At 60.2% G+C, this 22,095-nt stretch carries 9 protein-coding genes; 6 read left to right on the forward strand and 3 right to left on the reverse strand.

Annotation, left to right across the window (positions count from 1 at the left end; translation table 11 throughout):
* Positions 1-72: 72 nt before the first annotated feature.
* The 5 genes from L888_RS0105755 to L888_RS0105775 all read left to right on the forward strand — a co-directional run bounded on the left by L888_RS0105755 (position 73) and on the right by L888_RS0105775 (position 13,472).
* Positions 73-1,395 carry a glycoside hydrolase family 28 protein gene (locus tag L888_RS0105755; protein WP_027952192.1) on the forward strand — a complete coding sequence of 441 codons (1,323 nt, stop codon included), beginning with the start codon at positions 73-75 and terminating at the stop codon, positions 1,393-1,395.
* 440 nt (positions 1,396-1,835) lie between these two features.
* Positions 1,836-4,829 (forward strand): SusC/RagA family TonB-linked outer membrane protein, encoded by a 2,994-nt coding sequence (locus tag L888_RS0105760; protein WP_027952193.1) that lies wholly within the window; start codon positions 1,836-1,838, stop codon positions 4,827-4,829.
* Positions 4,830-4,850: 21 nt separating this feature from the next.
* A complete protein-coding gene (locus tag L888_RS0105765) occupies positions 4,851-6,461 on the forward strand; it encodes a RagB/SusD family nutrient uptake outer membrane protein (RefSeq protein ID WP_027952194.1) in 1,611 nt (536 codons plus the stop codon).
* Between the two features lie 72 nt (positions 6,462-6,533).
* Positions 6,534-9,878, forward strand: a complete 3,345-nt coding sequence (locus tag L888_RS13440) for a GH92 family glycosyl hydrolase (protein ID WP_027952195.1) — start codon at positions 6,534-6,536, stop codon at positions 9,876-9,878.
* A 120-nt stretch (positions 9,879-9,998) separates the two neighbouring features.
* Positions 9,999-13,472: a GH92 family glycosyl hydrolase gene (locus tag L888_RS0105775; protein ID WP_027952196.1), complete on the forward strand. Its 3,474-nt coding sequence runs from the start codon at positions 9,999-10,001 to the stop codon at positions 13,470-13,472.
* Positions 13,473-13,615: 143 nt separating this feature from the next.
* On the opposite strand, the gene L888_RS0105780 is transcribed toward L888_RS0105775, so the two are convergent.
* From L888_RS0105780 to L888_RS0105790, 3 genes are all read right to left on the reverse strand, one after another.
* Positions 13,616-16,423 carry a carboxypeptidase-like regulatory domain-containing protein gene (locus L888_RS0105780; protein ID WP_027952197.1) on the reverse strand — a complete coding sequence of 936 codons (2,808 nt, stop codon included), beginning with the start codon at positions 16,421-16,423 and terminating at the stop codon, positions 13,616-13,618.
* Positions 16,424-16,718: 295 nt separating this feature from the next.
* Positions 16,719-17,432: a Bax inhibitor-1/YccA family protein gene (locus tag L888_RS0105785; RefSeq protein WP_027952198.1), complete on the reverse strand. Its 714-nt coding sequence runs from the start codon at positions 17,430-17,432 to the stop codon at positions 16,719-16,721.
* A 156-nt stretch (positions 17,433-17,588) separates the two neighbouring features.
* Entirely contained in the window at positions 17,589-18,548 is a 960-nt protein-coding gene (locus L888_RS0105790) for a C10 family peptidase (RefSeq protein ID WP_027952199.1), read from the reverse strand.
* A 193-nt stretch (positions 18,549-18,741) separates the two neighbouring features.
* Between L888_RS0105790 and L888_RS0105795 the strand changes: the two genes are divergently transcribed.
* Complete coding sequence (locus L888_RS0105795; RefSeq protein WP_027952200.1) at positions 18,742-21,621, forward strand: M16 family metallopeptidase; 2,880 nt, start codon at positions 18,742-18,744, stop codon at positions 21,619-21,621.
* The last annotated feature ends 474 nt before the right edge of the window (positions 21,622-22,095 follow it).

Genomic DNA, 22,095 nt, shown 5'->3' on the forward strand with positions numbered 1-22,095 from the left:
CGGGAAAAAAGCGGCCGAAAACTTTGCAGGACCATATCTTTTTCTTATTTTTGCAAGCAAAACCAATCCCTGATGCGACAACTTTTACTAACTTTAATCACCCTCTTGCTGCCTCTGCTTTCGGTCTCGGGGCAGGTGAAAGTGTTCGACGTGACGGCCTATGGCGCCCTCGGCGACGGCCGCACAGACGATGCGGCGGCCATTCAGCGTGCCGTGGACGCCTGTTCGGCGGCGGGCGGCGGCCAGGTCTACTTCCCCACGGGCCGCACGTTTTTGGCCGGCCCCGTGGAGCTCAAGACCAACGTGGAGCTCCGTCTTGACGTCGATGCCACGCTGTTGGCCAACCCCGACGAGGCCGTCTACCACAAGAGTGCATTCGGTGAAAACGAGGGCGAGGGCATGATGTGGCTCTGGGCCAAGGACGTGCGCAACCTGCGCATCAGCGGCCGTGGCACCATCCATGGCAACGGCATCCGCTTCATGGGCCGCGAGTTGGCCGACTCCTACGAGCTGAAACCCACCACCACCTTCGACCCGCGGCCCCACGTGCTCACGCTCATCGGGGTGGAAAACCTGCAGATTCACGGCGTCACCATCCGCGAGGGGGCCTACTGGACGGTGCATCTCGTGGGTTGCAACGACGTGGTGATCGACGGCGTCAACCTGCTCAACAACCTGAAGATACGCAATGGCGACGGCATCGACATCGACCACTCGCGCAACGTGCGCATAGCCAACTGCCACATCACCTCGGGCGACGACTGCATCTGCCTGAAGAACCGGCGTGAGTTTGCAGCCTACGGGCCCTGCCGTGACATCACTGTAACCAACTGCACCATGTCGTCGCGCTCGTGCGCCATCAAGATAGGGTCGGAAAATGTAGACTCTATTTGCAACGTCACCATCGACAATTGCGTCATCACCGGCAGCAACCGCGGCCTGGGAATACAGAACAGAGACGAGGGCACGGTGACCGATGTGTCGTTCTCCAACATCGTCATGGACCTGCGGCTGTGGAGTGATGTGTGGTGGGGCAAGGCCGAACCCATCTACGTTACTTCCTATCCCCGCGCCGACGGAAACCATAAAGACGCCAACTGGCGCTTCCCCAAGGGCGAGACACAAGGGCGTTGCGGCGAGGTGAGCCGCATCTACTTCACCAACATCTTCGCCACCTCCGAGAACGGATGTTTCGTGGGCGGCGACGTGATGGGCAAGGTGAACCGTGTGTATTTCAATAATGTGCGCCTGCGCCGCGTGCGTGTCACTTCCTATGACAACAGCTTCTTCGACCTGCGGCCCCGCCGCGGCGACGGCTTTGTCAAGACTCGCGGCATGGACTCGTGGTCGTCGAAGGCCACCGACTGCGAGCTCGAGGTGAAGCTCGTGCGCTGAGCCGGCCCCGTGGCCCGCCGCCCGTTGGTCCCGCACAGCTGGGCTGCCGCCCCGCCTGGACCCGCTCTATCGGCTCGCCCCGCGCCCCGGCTGCCCCGCTTGTGGCCGCTCCATCGCCCTGGCCCGCCAGCCCGCCGCTCCGCTTGAGCTTGCCCTCTGCCCCGCTTGTGGTCGCTCCATCGCCCTGGTCCGCCAGTCCGCCGCTCCGCTTGAGCTTGCTTGGCGCTTTCCTTGGGTCAGTCCGCCGCCCTGCTTGGGCTTGTCTGTCGTCCTCGCCCTATCATAGCCTATAACCTCTTATCACCACCTATCCCCTCCTATCATGGCCTGTCCCAGCCTCGCCCCCGGCCCCTCCCCTCCTGTCATGGCCTGTCCCAGCCTCACCTTCACCCCCTCCCCGCCTATCCAACAACATTTATACAACCTTTAAACCAGCAATTATGCAAGATGTACAAAACCCCGTGAAGACAGCCTTGTGGCGGACCTTGCTCCCCGCCGGCCTGTTGCTTTGCAGCACAGTGGCGATGGCACAGAGCCAGAAGACCGGTGTCATCAGTGATGCCAACGGCGAACCGCTCATCGGTGTGACCGTCATGGAGCAGGGCACCAACAACGGCACCGTGACCGATGCCAACGGCCGCTACACGCTGAAAACCACCAAACCCAACGCCCGCCTCAAGGTGTCCTATGTGGGCTACGCCGACCAGGTCATCACGCCAGGCCAGAGCGTGAGCCTGAAAGAAGACAACGCCATGCTCAACGAGGTGGTCGTGGTGGGCTACGGAACCATGCGCCGCAAGGACGTCACCTCGTCCATCACCACCATCAAGGCCGAAGACCTGAACCAAGGAGTGTTCACCGACCCTGCACAGATGCTGCAAGGCAAGGTGGCCGGCCTCGTAGTGACGTCGAACGGCGACCCCAACGGCTCGTCGAGCATCACCCTTCGCGGCGCTTCCTCGCTGCGGTCGGGGGCCGCCATGTCGCCCTACTACGTCATTGACGGCATTCCCGGCGTCGACATCTCGATGGTGTCGCCCGACGATATTGAGAGCATCGACGTGCTGCGCGACGCCACAGCCACAGCCATCTATGGTTCCAAGGCCGCCAATGGCGTCATCATCATCACCACCAAAAGCGGTGGAAAGACCGAGCGCACCAACGTGAGCTACAACGGCTACGTGGCCTTTGACCACATTTCCAAGACCCTCGACATGGCCTCGGCCGAGGACATCCGCAACTATGTGGCGAAAAACAACCTCAAATACGAGTACGACAAGGGCGGCAATGTGGACTGGCAGGACGAGGTGCTGCGCACGGCCGTGAGCCATAACCACAATGTTGCCATCAACGGCGGCTCGTCAAAGACCAAGTATATGGCCAGCGTCGACTACATGAACAGGGAGGGAGTCATCAAGGGCTCCTATATGAACCGCTTGAATCTGCGCTCGCTCATCTCGACAAAGGTGCTCAAAGACAGGCTCGATCTGTCGATGGGCATCAACTCCATGTACGGCAAACACGTGGGTGTACCCATGAACAACGAGGGCGGCTCGGTGCTCGACGCCATGAACTACTTCCTGCCGCTGAATCCTGTAACCAACGAAGACGGCACGTGGTCCAAGGGGTCGGGCTCGAAAAACTACAATCCGCTGTCGCTTATCCACGAGGACACTTCGGAGAATATCTGGAAGCGCACGCAGTTTATCGCCAAGGGCACGCTGAAATTGATAGACGGACTCCTCTGGAATGCCAACTATTCCTACAATCACTATCAGCACACCCACAGCGCCTATGATACGCACAACACCCAGTTGGAGGGTATCAGCGACTATAACGGTCGCGCCACGCGCTCCACTTTCCTGGGTCACGAGCAGACGTTCGAGAGCTATCTCAACTTCGACAAGACGTTTGCCAAGGTGCACAAGCTCCAGCTCATGGCCGGTTATTCATGGGAGGAGAAGACCTCTAACGATGGATTTGGCCTGACGGTGCACAATTTCTTCGACGACTATCTGAAGTGGAACCAGCTCACCTACGCCGGAGCCATCGACGGTATGCCGGCTGTACAGAGCGGCACCAAGGAGACGGTGCGCAACATTTCGTTCTATGGCCGTGCCAGTTATTCCTATAATGGCAAGTACATGCTGCAGGCCACGCTGCGCCGCGACGGCTCGTCGGTGTTTGGCAAAGGCCATCGTTGGGGCTACTTCCCCTCGGTGTCGGCTGCCTGGAACATCGCGGAGGAGGAATTTATGAAGAACCAACACGTCTTCGACAACCTGAAGCTGCGCGTGGGCTATGGTGTCAGTGGCAATGCGCTGGGCTTTGGAGCCTATACGGCCTTGAGCACTTACGGCGGCAAAGGCTCGGTGTTCAGCTATAAAGGCAATAGTTGGCCCATCCTGGGTACCACCAAATTGGCCAACCCCGACCTGAAATGGGAGACGACGGGAATGTTCAATGTGGGTATCGACTATGCGTTCTGGCACAACCGAATCAATGGTAGTCTTGAGTTCTATCACAAGAAAACGAAAGACCTTATCTGGGACTACCCGGTGTCGCAAATCATCTATTCATTCGGCAGCATTGCGGCCAACGTGGGCGAAATTACCAACAAAGGCGTGGAGTTCACCGTCAACATCAATGCCGTGCGCACCAAGAACTTCAACTGGACGACCACGCTTAACCTGGCCCACAACAAGAACTGCGTGGACCGTTTGTCGAACGACAAGTACCAAGTGGGCACTTTCGACCAGGGCGATCCCATGGTTGCCGGCGTGTCGTCGCAGGGTTACACCCAGCGTATTATCGAGGGACAGCCTCTCGGCACGTTCTATACCTATGAGTTTGCCGGCTACGACGAGAAAGGTGTGCCCGCTTATTACGAACGCGATGCCGAGACAGGGGAGCGCACCGGCAAGACAACCAGCAAGCCGGAGTACAAGGATCGCACCATCACGGGCTGTGCACAGCCCAAGCTGAACCTCGGCTGGAACAACACTTTGGCGTACAAGGATTTCTCGGCCACCGTGTTCTTCACCGGCGTGTTCGGCAACAAGATCTACAATGGAACGCGTGCCCACTACACCGCTCCCGACTTCTTCTCGGGCGGCAAGAACGTGTTGAAAGAGTATATCACCGACCGTCCGGTCACCGACAACCTGAACAACATCCCCTCGACACGCTTCATCGAGAATGGTTCTTACCTGCGCCTGGCCACGATGACGGTGGGCTACACCTTCAAACACTTCGACGACTGGCTGCAAAGTCTCCAGATTTACGCCACCTGCAACAACCTGTTCACCATCACCGGCTATAAGGGCATCGACCCGGAAGTCAATATGGGCGGCACCTCGCCGGGCGTAGAGTATCGCTGGAGCAACTATCCCCACACGCGTTCATTCCTTGTGGGTGTCAAGGTGATTTTCTAATTCTTTAATGATGATACGGTAATGAAGAAGAATATAAAGACTTTTGTTGCAGCCGGCCTCGCGGTGCTGGCTACCGGCTGCACCGATTTGGATGTTAAAGTAGACTCGCTTTACACGACTGCACCGGGTAGTGAGGCTGCCGTCGAGGCCAATATGGCGGATATTTACTTCCAAATGCGCGGTCCGTTTGGCCGCCGCTATATGGAGGCCATGGCTCTCTCCAGCGACGAGTGGACTTCCGTGGCCTACGGTGGAGGCTGGGTTGACGGTGGTGCCTACGCCCATCCATCGTTGCATGCCTATTCCAAAGAGGATGCAACGATAGACTGGATGGGCGAGCTTGGCAAAGGAATCGTCAAGGCCAACGAGGTCATCGACAGCGAGACGGCCGATGAAAAGTACAAGGTTTCGGCCCGGGCCATGCGCGCTTTCTTCGAGTTCATCATGATGGACTGCTGGGGCGATGTGCCCATTGTGGACCACAGCCGCAAGGATTTGGACATCGAGCTGCGTCAGCCACGTGCCGAAGTGGCCAAGTACATCGAGAGTGAGCTGTTGGATATTGTCCCGAAGCTGCCTACAGAACTCAATAGCGACACCTACGGCAAGCCCACCAAGTACATGGCCCAGGCCCTGCTCGCCAAGCTTTACATCAATTGGCCCGTCTATACGGCCGACTCTGTGCAGAACTATGATGCCGCCACGGCCCGGAATGAGAAGCTCCAAGCCTGCATCAACGTGTGCAACGACATCATCAATTCGGGTAAGTTCAACCTGGGTTCCATGGCTTATCGCTTCAAGTTCGGCCCCAACAACACGGCCCTCAACGTGAAAGACTTCATCTATGTGATGCCTTACGACACCTACGATGCCACGGGCATGCAGTACGGTCGATCCAAGTCTTACAAGGATGTAAAGTCGTTGAAGCCCAGCTATTACGGCATGAACCTCGCCAATTCGGGTGGTGCTTACATGACGTTGACGCCTGAATTTGTCAGGCTCTTCAACCTGCCGGGCGACGAGCGAAACCTTTGCATCATCGGCGATACGGTGCATGTGTACGACCCCGAGACGCTGTTACCCACGAGTCGGGTATGTCTCGACCGCAGTGGAAAACCGTTGGTGCTCCATCAAGACATTACTCTCGATCCGATGTTTGACAAGTCTACGATCGACGTGGGCGACAATCTGACCGGCTGGTCACAGGGTTACCGCTCGGTGAAGTGGTTTGTCATCAACGATGATTACAAGAACGGTCGCAACCAAAGCAACGACTTGCCCATCTTCCGTTACGCCGACATCCTCCTCACAAAAGCCGAGGCACTCGTGCGCAGCAACGGCGACCAGGCCGAGGCCCGCAAGCTGTTCAACCAGATTCGTGCCTATGTGCATGCCCCGTTGCTCGACCACAACCCCTCGCTCGAAGAAATCTACGAGGAGCGTGGACGCGAGTTTTTCGATGAGAACTGGCGGCGCAACGACATGATTCGCTTCGGACACTTCGAGGATGAATACTTTCCTCACTACAAGGATTTCCCCACGGCCCGCTTCGACAAGACGTGCCGCGTGTTCCCCATCCATAGAGACATGCTGAATTCCAACCCCCGCTGGAAGCAGAACGAGGGCTATTAATTCTGACGAAATCAATCTTTTCAATCTGCGGGCTGGCCTTTCCGGCCAGCCCGCTTTCATGCTGTGAACCTGATGTTAAGAATATATTTGCAGATGGTGAGGCCTATTTTCTTTCTGTACGTGACGTTGGTCTCGCTGGGAGTCTCGGCCCAAAGGATGGAGGTGGTGGTGCATCGCGGAGCCAATGCACTGGCTCCGGAAAATACAATTGCCTCGGCCGACTCGGCGTTGAAGTATGGCGCCGATTGGATTGAGGTGGATGTGAGACCGAGCCGGGACGGCGTTCTCTTCAATCTGCACGACGAAACGCTCGACCGCACCACCAACGGGCATGGCCCGATTGCCCGCATGACCGCCGCCGCTGTGAGGCGGCTGGATGCCGGCAGCTGGTTTTCGCCGGCGTGTCGAGGCATGCGCGTGCCCACCATTGCCCAGATGCTCGACCATCTGCGTGGGCGTGCCCGTGTGTTTTTTGACGTGAAGCGTGGCACACCCATCCCTCGGCTGGTAGCTCTGGTGCGTGCCCAAGGTTATGCCGACAGCAGTTTTTTCTGGTTTGCCGACGAGCGGATGCTGCACGAATTCGTGCGTCTTGCCCCGGAAATGAAGGTGAAAGTCAATGCCAATGACGTGGCGCGGGTGAAGTATTGGCAGGCTCGATGCCGTCCGTCCTACGTGGAGACGGCTCCTCAAAACATCACACAAGAGTTGTTGGATTACTGTCATGGGCAGGGCATCCGGGTCATGGCGGCGTGCCAGGAAGACGATGTTTCCCAGTTCCGACAGGTCATTGGCAGTGGGGCCGACTTGGTGAATCTGGACCGTCCGGAGGTCTTTGCCCGCTTGTTGAGCGAGGCAGAGTCGTGTGCCGGCCATGTAGACCCGCTCATTGGCAGCGAGGGAGAGGGGCGGGTGTTTGTGGGGCCGTGCATGCCTTTCGGCATGGCCAAGCCTGGGCCCGATGCTGTTTCGATGCCCAACGCCGGATGGGCCCCGATGCCCGAGGCGGTGAAGGGATTCTCGCAGACCCATGTGAGCGGCACGGGCGGCGGGCAGAAATATGGCAATATTCTCATTCAGCCGATACGGCAGACCGACCGTCCCGCGATGAAGGAACTGCTGCTGTCCGACGGCCGCCGGGCACCGGTGCCGGTTTATGCCAGCCGACGCCAGCACGAGCGGGTGGCGTTGGCCTGTTATGACTGCACCTACGAGAACGGAATCCGCACGGAAGTGACGGCCGCCGACCGCTGCGCCCTCTATCGTTTCCACCGTGCCGATGGGCTGTTGGTGGACGCAGCGTCGTTCCTCGGCATGGATACCATACCCGACAAACGGGAGGCACAGCAGTACGTGGACTCGCGCATCGAGCTGCGGGGCGACCGCGACATCTGCGGCTCCACCACCATTCGGGGTGGATGGAACAACGGCGGGCCCTACACCGTGTACTTTTGGCTGCAGAGTGACACGCCCCTCATGCCCGAGCTGCCCGTGGGCACGGATCCTGCGCTGCCCGCCGACACGGCCGTCCGCAACCGGTCTTTCTATGCCCTCGTGCGGTGGACGGCCGCCGTGGCCAACGTCAAAGTGGGCATCTCCTACGTCTCCATCGACCAGGCGCGCCGCAACATCGTGTCACGTAGTTTCGACGAACAGCTGGCCGAGACCCGCCGCACGTGGGCCGGCATGCTGGCGCGCATCCCCTATCAGGGCACGCGCAAGGAAATGCGCATGTTCTACACGGCTCTCTATCACACGCTGCTCATGCCCACAGACAAGACCAACGAGAACCCGCGATGGGAGGGCGGCCCCTACTTTGACGACTACTACGCCCTGTGGGACACCTACCGCACGTCGTTTCCGCTGCTCATGGACTACTATCCCGAGCGGGCCGCGCCGATGGTTCAGGCCCTGCTCGAGATCTACAAGCACGACGGTTACCTGCCCGACGCCCGCAGCGGCGACTGCAACGGACGCACGCAGGGCGGGTCGAATGCCGAGGTGGTGCTGGCCGACGCCTATGCGCGGGGCCTGAAAGGCATAGACTACGGCCTGGCCTTGGAGGCCATGGTGAAGGACGCCGAGGTGTTGCCCGCCGACGATGAGAAGGAGGGCCGTGGCGGCCTGGCCGAGTACAACCGGCTGGGCTACATCCCCTACGGCACGCCGCGGGCCGGCACGCGCACCGTGGAATACAGCTACGACGACTGGTGCATCGCCCTGCTGGCCAGCGGATTGGGCCGCGAAGACCTCCATGCCAAGTACATGGCGCGCTCGCGCAACTGGCGCAACCTGTGGCGGGCCGACTACGAGTGGCAGGGCATGCGCGGCTTCATCATGCCGCGCGACGCCCGGGGCCGCTGGCTCGACTCCGTGCCCTGGGGCCGCTCGCAGCTGTTCCACCCGCACATTCCCTACCGTCCCGACACCAACGCGGCCCCGTGGAACCTGCCTTGGTGGAACACTTTTTTCTACGAGGCGCTGTCGGCGGAATACTCGCTCTGTGTGCCCCACGACGTGCCGGGACTCGCCAGCCTCTGCGGCGGCGACTCGGCTTTCCGCCGCCGGCTCGACACATTCTTCGACCGGGGACACTACAACGTGGGCAACGAGCCCTCGTTTCTCACACCTTATTTATATCATTACATCGGCCGTCCCGACCTGAGTGCGCGCCGTGTGACGCAAATTGTGAACCACCATTTCTCCGACCGCCCCGACGGACTGCCCGGCAACGACGACAGCGGGGCCATGTCGAGCTGGCTCGTGTGGGCGATGTTGGGGAAGTATCCGGCCTCTCCCCAGCCCGTTCCTGTGGGAGGAGGAGAACGACGCGGGGCGCACTACCTGACGATTCCTCCGGTCAGAATACAGGAAGATGCTGCTTGGAATGACACGTCTTCCTCTCCCGCCAAGCCGAATCCGAAAAGGAAAGCTTCGCCGGAGCAGGGGCTTGCAGCAGCGGCGGGCGAGGTGTTCTTCACTCTCAACCGGCAGTTCCGCACCTGGCCGCTCGATGCCCGCTGGCAGGGCGACACGCTGCGGCTGACCTGCAACGGCTGCCTCTACCGCATGCTGCGCCGCGAGGTGGAGCAGGGGAGCGGCTTCTGCTGGGACAGTGCCTATCGGCCGGGCAAGCGCTACGACTGCCGGGGCACGTTCCTCATGGTGTCGCGACGGGCCCGGCGCAACCTCCTGCGCACGCGAAAAATGGTCTACGACGGCATCACCTGGCGCGAGCAGGGGCGCACGGACAGCCTGATACACCTTCGGGCCGACGTGGACGGCACGGAGATGTGGATAGCCCGGCGCGGGCCGCTGCCCTGGGTGGTGCGCATGGCCAGCAATCCCTTGGGCATCGACTGGCGGCTCAACCGTATCCCGCCGACTCCCCGCACCCCCACCGATGGGCTGCGCTGAAACGCCCTTTTTCCTTAAATATCCTTAATGCCCACGCGGCATTCGGGATATTTTGGCTTATTTTGAATCCAACAAACTGACGTTGCGGGCCCCGCCGTCCGCCTTATCCAACCCTTTTCCATGAAGCAGAAACGCCTCTTTCCCCTCCTCCTCTCCCTGTTGCTGGCCGTTGCGGTCTTGGCCCAGAAGTCGCCCGAGCAGCTGGGGGGCGTGTATTACGCCTATCCTGCCGTGCCTGTTCCGGCCGCGGCCACGGCCCCGCAGGGCTACGTGCCCTGCTATGTGAGCCACTATGGCCGCCACGGTTCGCGCTGGTTGCCCAGCGACAGCCGCTACGAATGGGTCGTGGCCCAGCTGGCCGACGAGGCCAACCTCACCCGCCGCGGCCGCAGTTTGCGCCGCCGCATGCTCCGCGTGTGGGACCATGCGCGCGGCCACGGCGGCGAGCTCACGCCCGTGGGCGAGCGTCAGCAGCAGGGCCTGGCCGTCAGGATGGCGGCCCGCTTCCCCCTGCTCATGCAGTCGGGGGCGCGCGTGGAGGCGCGGTCGAGCGTGGTGGGCCGGTGCCGCCGCAGCATGGAGGCTTTCTGCACGGAGCTGGGCCGCCGCTGCCCGGGGATCGGTCTGACCGCCGTGACCGACTCGGCCGACATGCGCTGGATGAGCTACGACTCGCCCGACGAACTGCTGTTGCAACGCGACACCCGTGTGCCTCTCGGCGTCTCGCCCCAGCGGTGGGCCGCCGCGGTGTTTCGAGAACCGGCCCGCGTGGCCGACGCCGAGCGGCTTTTCTCCGAGGTGTTCACCATCGCCACCGACATGCAGGACGTGGACGGGCTGCGCGTCTCGCTCTTCGACCTCTTCACCCGTGAGGAGATGGAGGCCCTCTACCGGCAGAACTGCACGCGCATGAAGTGGCAGAACGGGCGCGTGCCCGGCAACCACGACATTCCCGCCCTGTGTGCCGCACGCCTGTGGCGGCACATTTCGGCTGAGGCCGACGCCGCCCTCGCCACGGGCCGGCCGGCGGCCACGCTGCGCTTTGGCCACGACACGGCCCTCTACCGGCTGCTCAGCCTGCTCGGTGTGGCCGACCCCTCGGAGGGCCGCGGCGAGCTCGACCGCATTGTGCCGATGGCTGCCAACCTGCAGATGCTCTTCTGCCGGCGGGCCGGCGCCGCCCCCCACGCCGCCGTGGGACAGGGCGACGACGACGTGCTGGTGGGCTTCTGGCTGAACGAGCTGCCCGCCAGGCTCACCGCCTTGCAGCCCGTGGCCCGGCAGGACGGCGTGGACTATTACAGCTGGACGGCCGTGAAGCGGGCCGCCCGCCCGTGGCTGGACCGCCAGTTGTGGAAAGACCGCACGCAGGGCATCAACACTTTGGTGGGCACCGACTATGCCGTGACCCAGGCGGCCGGCCGTTACGGCAAGGGCTCCGAGGAGCACGGGCAGACGCTGCCGGCCGTGCTCGAGCCCCACGGCCACACGTTCTGGACGCCGCAGACGCAGGACACCGAGCAGAAGTGCGTGGCGCCCTACTACTACCGCGACTCGCTGTTTCAGGGATTCCGCTCCAGCCACTGGCTCGTGGGCGGCTGCACGCAGGACTACGGCTCGTTCACGCTCATGCCCATGACGGGCCGCCTGCGGCTGCGCCCCGCAGAGCGGGCCACGCCTTTCAGCCACACCGGCGAGACGGCCCATCCTTATTACTATGCCGCCAACCTGCCGGCCGAACAGCTGCTGGCCGAAATGACGGCGCGCAGCCACTCGGCCCTCTTCCGCTTCACGCCCGGCCGCTCGGGCGAAATGCACGTGGCCGTGCATCCCAACAGCGACGAGCGCGAGGGCTTCGTGGCCGTAGACACCGCCCGCCGCTGCATTTGGGGCTACAATCCCGTGCACCGCATCTATCAGGGATGGGGCGAACGGGCCGGCTTCAGCGGCTGGTTCGTGGTGGAGTTCCAGCAGCCCGTCAAGGCCTTTGGCGTGCGCGACACCGTGGCCTACGTCACCCTCGACGCGCGGGCCGGCGAGCCCGTGCTGGTGCGGGCGGCCTCGAGCTTTGTCGATGTGGACGGGGCGTGGGCCAACCTGCGGGCCGAGCTGCCCGCGTGGGACTTCCTCGGCACGCGCCTTGCCCTCGACAGCATCTGGCAGCAGCGGCTGCAAACCCTCCCGGTGGAGGCTGCCGACGAGGCCGCCGCCAGCCAGTTCTACGGCGCGCTCTACCGCGCCAGCTTCCTGCCCCACGAGATGAGCGACGTGGACGGCCGCCGCCCAGCCTTTGCCACGGGCCGCCCCGTGAGCGGGGCCACGGCCTACGGCGACTTCTCCATGTGGGACATCTACCGCGCCCAGCTGCCCCTGCTCAGCCTTGTGGCTCCCGAGCGCATGCCCCTGATGATGCAGAGCTTGGTGCAGATGTACCGCGAGGGCGGCTGGATGCCTATCTTTCCCTGCTGGAACTCGTACACAGCGGCCATGATTGGCGACCACGCCGCGGCCGCGCTGGCCGACAGCTGGGTGCGGGGCACGCGCGGCTTCGACCTCGCCGGGGCCTATGCCGGGCTGCGGCGCAACGCTTTCGAGCGTCCCGCCACCTTTGCGGAGTACAAGGACGGCATGGGCCGACGCGCCCTCGAGAGCTATCTGCGCTACGGCTATATCCCGATGGAGGACTCAGTGCAGGAGGCTTTCCACACCCACGAGCAGGTGAGCCGCACGCTGGAATATGCCTACGACGACTTCTGTGACGCCCAGCTGGCCAAGGCCTTGGGCCGCACGGCCGACTATGAGGCCCTGATGAAGCGGGCCCGCAACTGGCGCAACGTCATCAACCCGCGCACGGGCTGGGCCGACGGCCGCCACCGCAGCGGCCGCTGGCTGGGCAACCGCGACCTCACCAATCGTGTGCCGTTCATCACCGAGGGGGCCGTGATTCACTACTCGTTCTACGTGCCCCACGACATCTACGGCCTCATGGAGGCGATGGGCGGACGGGAGAAGTTCATCCAAAAGCTCGACACGTTGTTCGGCATTTCTTCCCCATCCTCCACCGGGGAGGGCCGGGACGGGGCCGGAGAGGCTTCGGATGGAGCTTTGAGCAGTGCTTCGGGTGAGGCTTTCTACTGGCACGGCAACGAGCCTTGCCACCAGATTCCCTACATGTATGCCTGGGCCGGCCAGCCCTGGAAGACGCAGCAGCTGGTGCGCCGCATCCTCCAGACCGAGTACCTCGACCTGCCGGGCGGCCTCTCGGGCAACGACGATGCCGGGCAGATGTCGGCCTGGTACATCTTCTCGGCCCTGGGATTCTATCCCGTTTGTCCGGCCACACCTTATTATATTCTGGGTTCGCCCACGTTCCGCCGGGCGCGCATCGGCCGCCTGGTGATGGAAGCCCCCGACGCGTCGGCCGAGAACATCTACATCCAGCGCGCCACCTGGAACGGCCGTCCCTATACCCGCAACTACATCTCCCACGACATGCTGGCCGGCGGCGGCACGTTGCGGCTCGACATGGGGCCGCGTCCCAACAAGGCGTGGGGCAGCCGGCCCGAGGACTGTCCGCCCGACGTGATGCAGTGACCGCCGGGCGGTCCTCTGCCCATTGCGCCGTCATCGCACAAAGAACAGGCCGTAATCGCGACGCGATTACGGCCTGAACGTTTGGCGTTTACGGGCTCGTCGCACGGCGATGGGCCCGTAAACGTTGGGGCGGGGTGGCGAGGTCAGGGTTGCTTCTTCGGACTTTTCTGCCATCGCCAGGCCACGGTGCCCATTACATAGTGGGGCAGGCTCTTCTCCCACACCTCGGTGCGGCCCTGCGCGGTGACGGTGTAGGTGGTCGAAGAGAGCTGTTGCAGCAGGTCGAAGGCCTGCACCTTGGCCGTGAGCCGCCCCTTGGCGAACGTGCGCGAGAGCTGTGCGTTCCACACCAGGTCGCTGGTGTTCATCTCGCTGCTCTGATAGCCGCGGCGCGAAAACAGCTTGATGTCGGTGCCGAGCGTGAGGTGCCAGGGTAGCGTGCAGTTGAGCGTGGCCCCGCAAGTATAGTCCCATGCGTTGATGGCCTGGAAGTTCTGGCTGCGGCTCGAGGCCCTGTACCAGGTGGCATTGCCCAGAACCGCGGCCGTGACGCTGCCCAGGGCGTAGGTCAGCCGGGCCTCGCCGATGGTCCTGTAGTTGTCTACCTTGCGCAGGTCGGGTGTCTTGTCGAGGTTGTAGCCCAGGTCGAAATCCACGCTGTGGTCGTATAGTTCGGTCAGGCTCGCGTTCAGGGTGAGCCGCTGTTTACGGTCGAGCGTGCTGGTGTTGTCCACCCGGCACTGCACCGCCATGTGGCCGTCGACGTTGGCCTGGCGGTAGGTGTAGGTGCCGGTCAGCCGGTCATACCAGGTCTGCGTGCCCCAGGCGTTGTGCGTCAGGTGCACGCCCGTGCCTATGCCCCACCATCCTGCCTTCTTGGTTTTGATGGAGAAGCTCCCTGCCAGCGTGTGCGAGCTTTGGCTTTTCAGCCCCGGATTGCTGATGCGCGTATGGCTGGCCGAGCTCGTTTCGCGGCGCGGCATGAGGTCGGTAAAGTCGGGAAGCTTGTATTGCGCGGTGTATCGGACGAACAAGCGCTTGCCGCCCTTGTTGTAGCTGTAGCGTATTTCGGGGTCCAGCCAGAAGCCGTGGCGGCGTGCCACGGTGTCGAGGGTGCCGCCGTGGTAGTGCATGCGGTCGTGCTGATTGTGGGCATTGAGCAGCATGGAGAAGCTCTCGTAGCCGTCTTTGTCGGTCTGCCAGCCGAGCCAGAACCCCACGGGGTGGTCGCGCGAGAGGATAGTGTAGTTGCGGGTGTTGTCCCGGTCTACGGCCAGCTGCAGGTCGTTGCTGCCGGCGGTGGGCAGCCAGTCGAGCCGATAGTGGTCGTTGTGCCGGCTCGTCCAGCTCTGGAAGTAGTTGATCCAGGTGCGCAACCGCCAGCCGGAAGGGAAGTTGAACACGTAGTCGAGGTTGCCCCGGTAGTTGTAATTGCGGTAGTGCAGGTCCCGCAGGAGGTGCCGTCGGTCGGTGCTGTCGAGGGCATGGTAGCGCGTGCGGCTCTCGTTCTCGTCCTGGTCGGGCCTTGATGTTTCATACATGAACGAGGCCTGGAACTCCAGGTTGTCGCCCCAGGGCAGCTTTTTGTCGAAGTCTGCATAGGCGTCGACGTGGAAGTATTCGCCCCGGCCGCGCCCGTTGGCTGCCGAAGAGAGCATGGGCCGCCCGCCCCGGTGCGTGGAGTCGGTGGAGGATTTGTGGTTGTTGGTACGCTGATAGTCCATGTGGACGGACGATTGGAGGTTGAAAGGCACATGAACCAGCGAGCGCATGGTGAAGATGTTGCTGAGGTTGAGGTTGGTGACTTTGCCCTGCCGGGCGAACCGGCTTTGGCTGTAGATGTCGCCGTCGCCGGCATAGGTCTGGCTGTGGCCGCGCCGCTCTTCGCTGAGCGAGGTTCTGCCGGCAGTGACGTCGAGGCGGTTGGAGAGGCTCTTGGCCTTGTTCTCGGTCTGCATGTTGAAGCCTGCCTCGCGGGTGTTTTTGAGTCCCTTGGGGCTGTTGGCGGGTGTCCACGAGCCGTCGCCGCCCGGCCGTCGGTCTTCGTTCACGTTGTTGGCGTTGGCAAAAAAGCTGTAGCGCGTGCGGTCGCTGTAGAGCAGCGAGAAGAGCCGCGCCATGAAGCGGTTGCTGCTTCCGCCGCCGGCCTCGGCATTGGCCATGGCTCCCCGGCTGTACTCGCGCTTGAGCGACACGTCCATCACGTAGTCTTTCTTCTCCACGTCGTAGCCCAGAAAGCGGCTACGCTCGGTGCTCTTGTGGTAGATCTGCAGGTTTTTCACGGTGTAATAAGGCAGGTTGTCGAGCATCACTTTGTTCTTGCCCTTGAAGAAATCGCTGCCGTTGAGCGTCAGATAGTCTATTTTTTCGCCGTTGATATAGATGTCGCCGTTGTCCATGAGCTTGGCGCTGGGCAGCTGTCGGACGAGGGCGTCGAGCATGCTGCCCTCGGGCAGGTTGAAGGCTTCGGCGTTGAACACGAGAGTGTCGCCCCGTTGTACCATGCGTATCTTGGTGCCCGTCACCACCACTTCGCCCAGCTGGTGGTCGCCGTCGAGGCGGGGCTGGCTGCGCGGCCGCCGCTTCATGTAGTGCCATTCGGCGTCAAGATAGGCGTTGCGGCCGATGTGGTGGGCGTGGAAATTGACGTAGCACGGCTCGTAGCCGGGCAGCTCGGCCCGGATGATGTAGTGGGCCTCGCGCCGCGGAATGTTGATGCGCCACCACGAATCGCCGCCCGTCCCGGTGCCGTTGGTGCGGCAGGTGGTGGTGTCCACCACGCTGCTGTCGGGGCGCATGAGCGTGATATGGGCCGCGAGGGGCGCGCGGGTGAAGCTGTCGAACACGTGTCCCCAGAGTGCCATTTTGCGCTCCTTGGGTTGGGTCTGTGCGTGGATGGCCGGCACAGCGAGCAGCCATAGGACTATGATGAGGCTGCGAAAGTTAGGCATTGTTAGCTTTCGTTTAAGTTTTTTAAGGGGGGGGGTAATTTCTGATTTAGGTTTTTGGCACAGGTTGTCAGTGCCGGATGGTGGTGTGGAAAAAGTATGGTCACGAGGCTTTGAGTTGGATAAGGTAGAATGAAATGGGGAGATAACAGGGGTGTGCTAAAACGAATTACCGAGGCTGAATTGTAGGGACGCACACCGTGTGTGTCTGTTCATGTCGTTCGATTTTCGGACATACAAGGCGTATGTCCCTACAATGTGCCCGTCATTCGGGGTTTTTGCTACACCCTCCTGCGGTTTAGTCTCTGTTGCCGAATATCCGGAGCAGATAGAGGAACAGGTTGATGAAGTCGAGATAGAGGCTCAGTGCGCCCATGAGGGCCAGCTTTTGTGCCCCCTCGCTCAGGTCTGCTTGCCGTGCAAGCATCTCCTTGATCTTCTGCGAATCCCAGGCGGTGAGGCCCACGAAGATGGCCACACCGACGTAGCTCAGGATGAAATCGAACATGGCACTGCGCATGAACACATTGACCACGGAGGCAATGATGAGGCCGATGAGGGCCATGAAGAGGATGCTGCCAAAGCGCGAAAGGTCGGTCTGGGTGAAGTAGCCGTAGGCCGCCATGGCGGCGAAGGTGCCGGCTGTGATGAAGAACACCTTGGCGATGGAGGCCATGCTGTAGACGATGAAGATGCTCGAGAGGGTCACACCATTGAGTGCAGAGTAGAGCACGAACAGCGAAGTGGCTGTGGAAAGCGACAGGTGGTCGATGCGGGCAGTGGTATAGAACACCAGTCCAAGCTCGAGGAGGAACAGCACCCAGATGGTGGCCCCGCCGCTGTAAATCAGTTGGAGAATGCTGGGGCTCGTAGCCACGCCGTAGGCGCAGATGCCCGTGATGGCCAGGGCCAGCGTCATCCATACATACACTTTGCGCATCAGGGCCGGAAAGGCCGACGAGAGGGTGGCCTCGCGCTGCTGCACCATTCTTTCTAATTCTTGTATTTCCATTCTCTTTTTGTTTTTAATTGTTTCTGATTGGAATGCTTGCAAATATATAATCCTTTTGTCACTTTACCGCAAGAAGCATGCCATTCTTAACCAAAATTGGCTTCGCGGCCTGTGGACGATGACTTTTGGGTGGAAAGGCGAGGGGGCGTCGTGCCGTTATCTGACGGCTATTTTCCGTGTCTTTCCGCCTTGCGTCCGTACAATGTTGATGCCCTTGCGGGGGGCTTTTGTCCGTGTCCCGTCCATCAGGAAGTACTCGGCGGCGGCGGAATGGCGGCTGTTGTTCGCCATTTTGGCACCGATGCCCGTGGGCTTGGGCGGCCGGATGTTGATGGTCATGGACCTGCCGTAGCGGTAAGGAATCTGTTTCAGGTCGTAAAAGCCGTCGCCGCCGCCCAGCCCGTAGACCACGTGGAACTTGCCTTCGGCATTGTAACCGTCGACCACGAAGCTGTGGGCGCCGTAGCTTTCGGTCACGCCGCCATACAGAACAGGCATTCCTGCAGACAGCTGCTCGTAGAGCGTGCAGAACCACAGACTGTCCGAGAACTCCTCGTAAGCGCTCATGTGCACGATGGCCGGGTCGTAGCCGAAGTGGTTGACCATTGCTTGGGGCACGTCCATGTCGAACGCTCCGCTGTCGTACTGCCCGTAATCCATCTGCACCGCGGCCCCGCAGTCGGCCATCAGCCGGGCCACGGCCTCCTGCTCGGCGGCCGTGCGGGAGTCGGTCGGCAGGTAGGAGTCCCTCATCAAATCCCATGAATAGCTGCTCTTTCCAAGGTCGGCTTCGATGGCTTGCAGTTGGCCGGCATCGTCCTGATAGGAATAGTTCACCGTGCCCTTGCCCTGATCGGGGTAGCGGTAGTACCTCATCACCTGAGCCATGGCCGTGGCCACGCACCCCGTCTTGCAGTGCACGCTCTTGCCGGGCGCCGTGGGGCAGTCGTTGTGATAAGGTGCGTTCTGTCCCCATTGGGTGGAAAGCATGGGCTTGACCTCCGCCTTGATCTTGGGAAGCAGGGACAGATACCAGTCCTTGGCCGTCTTTTCCTGACTCCGGACGGCAGTGGCTGCAGCAAGTATCGCCACAAACAGCAATATCTTTTTCTTCATAAATACGGATGTTTTTTGGGTTTACGTGCAAAATTAGGCAAAAAAATCCAATGCTTGTAGCTGTTCAAGCAAGAAAAAGAAAGAATCAATTGGGGAAAAACGAGAATTTGTTTTGCCGTGAATCACAAAAAAAGTAATTTTGCAAGGGGCCTTTGCCGCCCCCTCTGCACATTGATTTCAACATCCGAATTTTATGAAAAGACTGTTTCTTTTGCTCTGCATCCTCCTCGTTGCCGCATCCTTTCGTGCCGAAACGCCGCTGCAAGTCAAGACCCTGCGCCTCTCCAACGGCTTCACCGTATGGCTCAACGAAGACCATGCGCAGCCGCGGGTCTTCGGAGCTGTGGTGGTGAAGGCCGGGGCCAAGGACTGTCCCAATACGGGCATCGCGCACTATTTCGAGCACCTGCTGTTTAAGGGGACAGACCGGATAGGCACTGTGGACTATGCCGCCGAGAAGCCGTGGCTGGACAGTATCTCGGCGCAATACGACTTGCTGGCCGGCACGACAGACCCGACGGCACGCATGAAGATACAGCGGCACATCAACGAGCTGTCTGTCCGGGCGGCCGAATATGCCATTCCCAACGAGTTCGAGAGCCTGATCTCCATGTATGGCGGTACGGGGCTGAATGCTTACACCTCTTTTGACGAGACGGTGTATCACAACAGTTTTGCCCCCCAGTATCTGGCTCAGTGGTGCGAACTCAACTCCGAAAGGCTCATTCATCCCGTGTTCAGGCTTTTTCAGGGAGAGCTGGAGACTGTGTACGAGGAAAAAAACATGTATGCCGACCAGATGGTTGTGCAGGCGGCGGAGGCGGCCCAGCGTGAGGCCTTGGCCGGAACGCCCTATGCCTATCCCATCATTGGGTCGACGGAAAACCTGAAGAACCCGCGGCTGTCGGAGATGCGAAAGTTTTACGACCAGTATTATGTGGCCGGAAACATGGGCCTGATACTGTGCGGCGACATTCGGACAGACGATGTCGTGGGGTTGTTGGAGCGCACGTTCGGCCGCATTCGGGCGGGTGAGGCTCCACGGACGGCTGCGGCAAGCGTGGGGAGCTGGCGCGGGCGCAGGGAGCTGCGGCTCAAGCTGCCGGTGCCTTTGGTGAAGGCACGGGGGTATGGGTTCAAGGCTCCGTCGGAGCACAGCGCCGATTATCTACCCTTTAAAGTGATGATGTCCATGCTGTCCAATGATACGCAGACGGGGCTGCTCGACTCGCTGACCCATGAAAACAGAATCATGGAGGGTATGGCCGGGGGCTATGATTTCAAGGATTTCAGTATCTTTGGCTTCGGTTTTGTGCCCAATCTGCCGTTTGGTTCGGCGAAACGGGCTGATCGGTTGTGCTGGGAACAGGTGGATAAATTGCGGCGTGGCGCGTTCTCGGACGATGTGTTGCAAGCCGAAAAACTGTCGCTGGTCAGGGCGCAGGAACTGGATCTCGAAACCATCGGGAGCCGGAGCAAGGCCATGATTAATGCTTTCTCGCATGGATTGCAATGGGACGACGTGCTGGCAGAGAGGGAGAAGATAGACAAGGTGACGCGTGAGGATGTGGCCAGAGTGGCACGCACTTATTTGAACGACGACTCGTTGAGGGTGAAAAAGGTGTTTGGCCATTATGCCAAAGAGCGCATTTCGCAGCCCGGCTACAGGCCGGTGACGCCGCCGAATGCAGGAAAACGGTCGGCCTATGCCGAACAGATGGCCCGAATGCCCACGGTGCAGACAGGGCCTAAATTCTTGGATGTAGAGTGCGATGCCTCGCACCGGCAGCTGCGTCCATTGGTGAATCTCTATCAGGTAAAGAACCCGACGAACGATATTTTCAGCCTTCAGCTGATTTATCGGAAAGGTTCTCGGAGTGACAGCAGACTGGAGGCCATGGCCGGTTATTTGGAAAGGATAGGGACGGAAAGGCACACCAAACAGCAGCTGGGCAGGGAAATGCAGCGGCTGGGTGCTTCGCTGGAGTTCTCGGTGGAGCCGCAGCAGGTGATGTTGACGTTGACGGGTTTCGACAGTAACTGGTTGCCGTCGGTCAAATTGCTGAGAGAATTTCTGACAAGGCCAAAGGCGGACAAACGAAAATATGCAGAGTTGGTGAAAGCCGTCAGGCTGGAAGAGAAGACTTTCCTGAAAGATAACACGCATGTTGCCGATGCCGTTTATGGCATGGCGGAGTCTGGAGACAGCTCTGAATACCTCATGCGCTGGCCGGCACGGGAGCTGAAACGCATGTCGGCAGGGCAACTGGTGGAGGTGTTTAAGGATTTGCAGCGACAACAGTTGGATGTGGTGTACAGCGGACGGCTGGCAGAAACCGAAGTGGCTGCAGCCGTTAGCGAGTATGTTCCCATAGGTGAGGTCAGTCGGAAGTGGGAATACAAGCCCGTGAGCGTGCGGAGCTATGGCTCGCCTGTGGTCTATATTTATGACAATCCGAAAGCCCGTCAGACCATCGTGGGGACTTATCAGACGGTTTCCCCACTGGGCACGGCCGATCAACGGGCACGCTTCATGTTGTGGAGCAACTATTTTGGGGGCGGCATGTCTTCTGTGCTCTTTCAGGATATTCGGGAATTTAGGGCCTATGCTTACTATGCAAGAGGCTGGGGGCAGATGTCCGACCTGCTGCAAGCTCCTGCATATCCTTGTGCCTACTTTACCCGAATGGGAACCCAGGCCGACAAGACGATGCGCGCTTTGGGAGTGCTGGACTCTCTGTTTGGGGCCATGCCACTCCGGGAAGCCAATGTTGCCGCAGCCAAGCAACACATGGTTAATGTCGTCAACAATGGCTATCCGTCATTCCGGCAGGTAGGGTGGTCGGTGGCCAATTGCCGTCTGGCCGGATATACGGACGACCCGGCCCGGGCTGTAGTGGGTGCTTTGGGCAATCTGGGAATGGCCGAGATAGCCCGTTTCTATGAGGACGAAATACAGAAATGTCCTCGGGTGACCATGATAGTGGGAGACAAACGGAAGTTGGATATGGCTCAAATCAGGAAATTGGGCAAGGTGATCGAATTGCATGCCAAGGATGTTTATCGACGATAATGCAGGATGGATCGTTTCGTCCACCACTTCTTTCCGATTTGTTTCGCCCCTCGCTCGCGCACATATATAATAATGTGTCTTCTGTTTTTGTGTCCTTTATTTGTCCGTTAAAGCGAAAAATTTGTTTTTCATCTGTATTTTTTTGCTTGATTGTTTGGTTGTTTCCGGTTCAATGTCTACCTTTGCACTCGCTTTCCGCCTGTGTGGCGGTTTGCGTTTAGGAAAGAGTTCTTTGAAAGTATTTACATAGACAGAGTAGTAGTACAAGAAGCAAGTCCCCGTTCCTGTTTTTATCGGGTTTCGGGGAATTGGGTATGAATGAGAACCGTCCGATTCATTTTGGATGAGATTCACAGGTTTTACTTGAACTTCGATACATTTTCAGGCGTTCTGTGACAGGCAAGACGTCGTGCTTTCATTTGCCGTGGGGCATTGGCCTTGTGGTGATTGTAGGTACGTACAATGTTATATTTT

It is taken from the genome of Hallella seregens ATCC 51272 (assembly GCF_000518545.1).
Classification (GTDB): Bacteria; Bacteroidota; Bacteroidia; order Bacteroidales; family Bacteroidaceae; genus Prevotella; species Prevotella seregens.

Excerpts from the sequence above, each read along its gene's own strand:
- L888_RS0105755 (WP_027952192.1), top strand. The coding sequence starts at position 73 with ATGCGACAACTTTTACTAACTTTAATCACCCTCTTGCTGCCTCTGCTT.
- L888_RS0105760 (WP_027952193.1), top strand. The coding sequence starts at position 1,836 with ATGCAAGATGTACAAAACCCCGTGAAGACAGCCTTGTGGCGGACCTTG.
- L888_RS0105765 (WP_027952194.1), top strand. The coding sequence starts at position 4,851 with ATGAAGAAGAATATAAAGACTTTTGTTGCAGCCGGCCTCGCGGTGCTG.
- L888_RS13440 (WP_027952195.1), top strand. The coding sequence starts at position 6,534 with ATGTTAAGAATATATTTGCAGATGGTGAGGCCTATTTTCTTTCTGTAC.
- L888_RS0105775 (WP_027952196.1), top strand. The coding sequence starts at position 9,999 with ATGAAGCAGAAACGCCTCTTTCCCCTCCTCCTCTCCCTGTTGCTGGCC.
- L888_RS0105780 (WP_027952197.1), bottom strand. The coding sequence starts at position 16,423 with ATGCCTAACTTTCGCAGCCTCATCATAGTCCTATGGCTGCTCGCTGTG.
- L888_RS0105785 (WP_027952198.1), bottom strand. The coding sequence starts at position 17,432 with ATGGAAATACAAGAATTAGAAAGAATGGTGCAGCAGCGCGAGGCCACC.
- L888_RS0105790 (WP_027952199.1), bottom strand. The coding sequence starts at position 18,548 with ATGAAGAAAAAGATATTGCTGTTTGTGGCGATACTTGCTGCAGCCACT.
- L888_RS0105795 (WP_027952200.1), top strand. The coding sequence starts at position 18,742 with ATGAAAAGACTGTTTCTTTTGCTCTGCATCCTCCTCGTTGCCGCATCC.